This window comes from Actinoplanes sp. NPDC026623, assembly GCF_040638275.1.
Lineage (GTDB): Bacteria > Actinomycetota > Actinomycetes > Mycobacteriales > Micromonosporaceae > Actinoplanes.
In genome coordinates this window covers 1-6379 of sequence record NZ_JBEZXZ010000316.1, presented here as the reverse complement: position 1 = coordinate 6379, position 6379 = coordinate 1, and the positions used below count along the sequence as shown (strand labels likewise).

4 protein-coding genes are annotated in these 6379 nt (G+C 74.1%); 3 read left to right on the top strand and 1 reads right to left on the bottom strand.

What is annotated here, in order from left to right; genetic code table 11:
* From AB0F10_RS43350 to AB0F10_RS43340, 3 genes are all read left to right on the top strand, one after another.
* Nucleotides 1–1864, top strand: a 1864-nt coding sequence (locus AB0F10_RS43350) for a PhoX family phosphatase (RefSeq protein ID WP_360639850.1), incomplete at its 5' end; no start/stop codon positions are given.
* Nucleotides 1865–1970: 106 nt separating this feature from the next.
* Entirely contained in the window at nt 1971–3152 is a 1182-nt protein-coding gene (locus tag AB0F10_RS43345; protein ID WP_360639847.1) for an ROK family protein, read from the top strand.
* Nucleotides 3153–5018 (top strand): lectin, encoded by a 1866-nt coding sequence (locus AB0F10_RS43340; RefSeq protein ID WP_360639844.1) that lies wholly within the window; start codon nt 3153–3155, stop codon nt 5016–5018.
* 31 nt (nt 5019–5049) lie between these two features.
* On the opposite strand, the gene AB0F10_RS43335 is transcribed toward AB0F10_RS43340, so the two are convergent.
* Nucleotides 5050–6379: CHAT domain-containing protein (locus tag AB0F10_RS43335; RefSeq protein WP_360639841.1), on the bottom strand; the 1330-nt coding region annotated here is incomplete at its 5' end.

Genomic DNA, 6379 nt, shown 5'->3' with positions numbered 1-6379 from the left:
GGCCGCACCCGCCGGGGAGGCCGCCCCGGCCACCGCGGTCAGCCCCGCAAGGGCCGGCGCGGGCGCGCTGACGTTCAAGCCGATCCCGCCGAACGTGCTCGACAACCTGATCGTCCCGAACGGCTACGACTCCGCCCTGGTGATCCGCTGGGGCGACCCGATCCTGCCCGGCGCGCCCGGCCTGGACGTGCACCACCAGACGGCGCAGCGGCAGGCGGCGCAGTTCGGCTACAACAACGACTTCGTCGGCGTGCTGCCGCTGGGCCGCGGCGACCGCCGGGCCCTGCTGGTGGCCAACCACGAGTACACCAACGAGGAGCTGATGTTCCCGGGCTTCACCAGCCAGGATGCGCTCACGGTCGAGCAGGTCAGGGTGGCGATGGCCGCGCACGGCATGTCCGTGGTGGAGCTGGAGCGGGTCGACGGCACGGGACAGTGGCGCCCGGTCGGCGGGCGGCACCGGCCGTACAACCGGCGGTTCACCACGCTGGACACGCCGTTCGCCTTCACCGGACCGGCCGCCGGCTCGGCCTGGCTGCGGACCGCGGCGGACCCGCAGGGCACGACCCCGATCGGCACGCTGAACAACTGCTCGGGCGGCGTCACCCCGTGGGGCACGGTGCTGTCGGGCGAGGAGAACTTCAACCAGTACTTCGTCGGCGGCGACGCGGCCCCGGCCGAGCTCAAGCCGAGGCTGGCCCGGTACGGGATCTCCACGACGGTCCGGGCGCCGGCCGGTTCGCGGCGCTGGGACCGGGCGCAGGAGCGGTTCGACCTGGCCCTGCATCCCAACGAGGCACACCGCTTCGGCTGGATCGTCGAGGTCGACCCGTTCGAGCCGAACTCGAGGCCGCGCAAGCACACCGCGATGGGCCGGTTCAAGCACGAGGGCGCGAACGTCATCGTGGCGAGGAACGGCCGCGTGGTCGCGTACATGGGCGACGACGAGCGCTTCGACTACCTGTACAAGTTCGTCTCCGACCGGGAGTTCCGGCCCGGCGGCTCGGCCTCGGCCCGCCGGCACAACCTGACGCTGCTGGAGTCCGGCACGCTGTACGTCGCCAAGGTGACCGGCGACAGCCCCGCGGCGGAGATCGACGGCTCCGGCCGGCTGCCCTCCGACGGCCTGTTCGACGGCACCGGACGGTGGATCAAGCTGGTGTCCGGCGAGCGCTCGTACGTGCCGGGCATGTCCGCGGTGGAGGCGCTGACCTTCGCGCGGCTGGCCGGGGACGCCGTCGGCGCCACCAGGATGGACCGGCCGGAGGACGTGCAGCCGAGCCTGCTCACCGGCAAGGTCTACGCCGCGATGACCAACAACGTCAACCGGGGCGTGGGCACGAACCCGGGTCCCGACGAGGCCAACCCGCGCACCGCCAACCGGCACGGGCACATCTTCGAACTGGTCGAGGACGGCGGCGACCACACGGCGGAGTCGTTCGCCTGGTCGCTGCCGATCGTCTGCGGCGACCCGGCGGATCCGTCGACGTACTTCGCGGGCTACGACAAGGCGGCGGTGTCGCCGATCTCGTGCCCGGACAACGTGGCGTTCGACAGCGCGGGCAACCTGTGGATCGCCACCGACGGCAACGCGCTGGGCGCCAACGACGGCCTGTTCGCCACCGCGATCGAGGGCCCGGAGCGCGGCCACCTCAAGCAGTTCCTGACCATCCCGCCGGGCGCGGAGACCTGCGGGCCGTTCATCACCGGCGACGACCGCTCGGTCTTCGTGGCGGTGCAGCACCCCGGCGAGATCAGCGGCGCCACCATCGACAAGCCGGCGTCGACGTGGCCGGATGGCGACTTCGCCAAGCCCGCGGTCGTGGTGACCTGGCGCCCCGACGGCGGCCCGGTGGGCAGCTAGCCGGGCGGGCCGGCCCCGGGCGCTCGATCCGCCCGGGGCCGGCACCCGCCGTTACATCGGCGCCCGTCTATTGCCAAACCTTTTCGTAAGTGTTGCGATAAGGCTCGTGGCACGAACCTCACGCGACATCCGATCCGCCAACCGGCTGGGCGTCGTCCAGCAGGTGATCGCGGCCGGCACCACCTCACGCCAGCGGCTCGCCGCCGACACCGGGCTCAGCCTCGCGACGGTGTCCACCCTGGTCGGCGAGCTCACCGCGCTCGGCCTGCTGACCGAGGCCGGGCGGGAGGACTCCGGCGGCGGGCGGCCGCGGGGCCTGGTCACCCCCAACTCCGGCGGCGGGCTGCTGATCGGCGTCGACGTGGCCGAGACGTACGTGCACGTCGACCTCTTCGACGCCGCGCTCACCCGGCTCACCGGCACCGAGGAGGCGCTGCGCCCGAGCGAGCGGCGCCCCGAGCAGGTGGTGGCGCACATCGTCAGCGGCGTACGCGCGGTCATGGCCGGCGCCGGCGGCCGGGTCCTCGGCGCCGGGGTCAGCGTGCCCGGGCAGGTCGACCGCGAGGGCGGCGTCTCGGTCTTCGCCCCGAACTGGGACTGGCACGACGTGCCGCTGCGCGCCCTGCTCTCCCGCTCGCTCGAGCTGCCGCTGCACCTGGACAACCCGCTGCGCGCGGCCGTCGTCGCCGAGCTGTGGTCCGGCGCGGCCCGCGGGCGCGACGACGTCGCGGTCATCAACCTCGGCACCGGCGTCGGCGCCGGCCTGGCCTTCGCCGGCACGTTGTACCGCGGCAGCAGCAACACCGCCGGCGAGTGGGGACACACCACGCTGGTGCTCGACGGCAGGCTCTGCCGGTGCGGCAGCCGCGGCTGCGTCGAGGCGTACGTGGGCGCGCCCGGCATCATGCAGACGCTGCGCGACCTGGCGCCCACCAGCGCGCTGCTGCACCCCGAGGACCAGACCGCCACCCTCGGCGCGCTGGCCGCCGGGCTCGCCGCGGGCGACCCGATCGCCGCGAAGGTCAACGCGGAGACCGGCCGCTACCTCGGCGTGGCCGTCGCCGACCTGATCAACCTGATCAATCCGGAGCTCGTCGTGCTCAGCAGCTGGGTCGCCGAACGGCTCGGCGTGCCGCTGCTCGACGAGGTCCGCGCCGTGGTGACGCAGCACGCGCTGCGCCGGCCGCTCACCGACGCGGAGATCGTCCTCTCCACCGTCACCGGCAATCCGGTCAGTCTCGGCGCGGCCACGCTCGCGCTGGAAGCCTTTCTCACTGGAGGAAGATAGATGCTCAAGTCGCTGGCCGCCGGGCTGCTGCTCGGCACCGCCCTCACCGTCCCCGCCGGCTCCCCCGCCGCGGCCGCCTCCGCCCGGGCGGAGGTCTCCCCCGCACCCGCGCAGACCATCGAGGCCATCGGCGCCTCCGGCGCGTGGTGGGTCAACGACCTCGCCGGCTTCGCGCCCGCCGTACAGCAGCGCGTCGCCGACCTGCTGTTCGGCGCCGACGGGCTCGCGCTCTCGGCCTACCGCTACAACATCGGCGGTGGCGGCACCGGCGTCACCACCCCGGCCCGGGCCGCGCAAACCTTCCGCACCGCCGCCGGCGGCTACGACTGGAATCGCGATCCGGGCGGCCAGACCTTCCTGCGGTACGCGAACCAGTACGGCGTTCCCGACCTGATCGGCTTCGTCAACAGCGCGCCGGCCGCCTGGACCAGCAACGCGAAGAGCTGCGGCGGCACCCTCGACAGCGCCGACAACCAGGCCTTCGCCACCTACCTCGCGGACATCGCCCAGCACTTCGACGGCCAGGGCGTGCACCTGGACTACCTGAGCCCGATGAACGAGCCGACCAACAGCTTCGACTCCTGCGGCCAGGAGGGCATGCTGGTGCCGCCGGCCCAGCGCGACGACGTGGTCCGCACGCTGGGCGCGACGCTGGCCGGCCGCGGCCTGTCCAGCAGGATCAGCGCCGACGAGTCCACCTCGGCCAGCGCCTTCAACTCCGAGGTGCCACAGTGGATCAACCAGGCCGGCACCGCGCAGTACGTCGCGAACCTCGCGCACCACACGTACGACTTCCCCAGCGACACGGCGCGGACCGCCGCCCGCAACGTCGGCCGGGCCGCGGGCAAGAAGACGTGGGCGAGTGAGATCTGCTGCTTCGGCGCGACCGGCGGCTGGGGCCAGGGCTACGACCCGACCATCGGCGGCGCGCTGGGCCTGGCCGGGATCGTCTACCGCGACCTGTCGGTCACCTACGACACCGCGTTCCACTGGTGGACCGCGCTGTCGTCGGAGTTCGGCTGCGCGCCGGCCTCCGGAAGCTGCGCCACGACCGCGAACTCGTCCGGCTGGAACGACGGGCTCGTCTACTACGACCCGGCGTACGCCACCAACGGCAACCAGACGCTGTACCTGACCAAGCGGTACTACGCCCTTGCCCAGTTCAGCCGCTTCGTCCGGCCGGGCGCGGTGCGGTACAACGTGACCGGCGCGCCGGCCGGCGTACAGGTGTCGGCGTTCGACCGCGCCGGGCAGTGGACGCTGGTGGTCACCAACCAGAACGCGAGCGCGACGGCGCTGTCGCTGCACCTCAACGCCAAGAACAACGTGTCCTTCAGCGCGGCCCGCCGCACCAGCGCCACCGAGAGCCTCGCGGCGGTGGGCGCGCCGGCCGTCTCGGCGGGCACCGTCAGCACCTCGCTGCCGGCCAGGAGCATCACCACGTACGTGCTGAACCAGTCCGGCACCGGCGGCACCTCGCTGGGCACCACCCTGATCGGCACCGCGTCGGGCCGGTGCCTAGACGTGCCCGGCGCGAGCACCACCAACGGCACCGCGGTGGACGTGTGGGCCTGCAACGGCGGCACCAACCAGGCCTGGACCCACACGGCCGCGGGCGAGCTGCGCGTCTACGGCGACCGGTGCCTGGAGGCCTACCAGCAGGGCACGGCGGACGGCACCAAGGCCGCCATCTACGCCTGCAACGGCGGCGCGAACCAGAAGTGGCAGCTCAACGCCAACGGCATCATCACCGGCGACCAGTCCGGTAAGTGCCTGGACGTCTCGGGCGGCGGGACAGGCGACGGCGCCGCGGTGATCCTGTGGACCTGCAACGGCGGCGCCAACCAGTCCTGGCAACGCCCCTGACCGGCGACGGCGCCGGGGTGGAGACCCCCCGCTACCCCGGCCCGTACGCCGTCAGGCCGCTCCACGCCACATACTCCTCCGGGCCGCCCTCCACGAGCTCGGCGCGGGCGTGCCACACCGCCGAGGCGAGGGTGTCGCCCCCGCTGATCCGCCGGTGCAGCGCCCGCATCGGCACCGCGCAGACCCCGTCCGGGATCGGCACCTCGGCCGCCACGATGCCGGCGCTGCCGTTGGACATCAGCGCGCTGACGAAGCCGAGCATCTCGTTGCCGCCGTAGGGCTGCTGGGTGCCCGAGTCGCAGGAGGCCAGCACCACCCGGCGCGGCGCGACCCCGCGGGCCAGCATCTCGTAGAGGGTCAGCGAGCCGTCGTCGAGCTCGAGCGCCGAGAAGAGCGGGCTGTCCGACCGGAACAGGCCGTGGCAGGCCAGGTGGGCCAGGTCAGCCTTGCCGATCAGGTCGAGGGTCGCGTCCACGGTGCTGCGCGGCGGCAGCAGCGTGACGGCCTCCTCGTGCTCGGCGGCCACCACGCGGGCCTCCTCGACCGCGCCGGGCAGGCCGGGGCCCGCGACCACGGCGCACCGGGGATGTCCCTCGGCACCCACCGTCCGCTTCGCCCGCGCCCACAGGCCGCCGGACGGCGTCACCGACACCGGCGCCGGGTGCAGCGGGGACCACTGCACCCCCAGGAGCAGGGCCGACGGCACCACCACGAGCGGAACGTCGGCGGGCACGCCGAGCGGCACGATCAGCTGCCGGGACAGCGCGTCGAACGCGTCCTGCGCCGCCGTCCTGGCCGCGGCCGCGAACCGGGTGCCGTGCAGCAGCCGGCGCAGCCCGAACGCCGCCGCGTCCGCCTCCTGCAGGACCGGGCCGAGCGGCCCGAGCTCGATCATCCGGGTGCGCCGGGGCTCCACGACGACGGCGAGGATCTGCCCGTCCACCACCGCGTACTCGACCAGCCAGCGGCCGTCGACGGCGCGCCGCAGGTCGGCCGCGGTCGCCAGCGACGCCGCCTCGCCGCCGATGTCCTCGCCCGCCCAGGAGCGGCGCCTGATCCGCGCCTCGAGGGCGCTCTGGCGGGTCAGCAGCGACGACGGTTCCTTGCCCCGGTCCAGGCGGGCCGTCCGGAGCTCCTGCTCGACGCCGCGCAGCGCGATGACGTCCTCGTCGACGCCCGTCGTCGGCGGCTGCACGCGCAGCAGCGCCGCCGTGCGGGTGCGTTCCAGCCACTCCAGGATCCGGCCCGCCGAGGCGCTCGGCAGCAGCCGGCGCAGCCCGAGCGCGCCGAGCTCGGCGCCGTGGCCGGCGGCGAGCACGCGCAGCTCCAGCGACGGCAGCGCGGCGCGGTGGCGCGCGAGG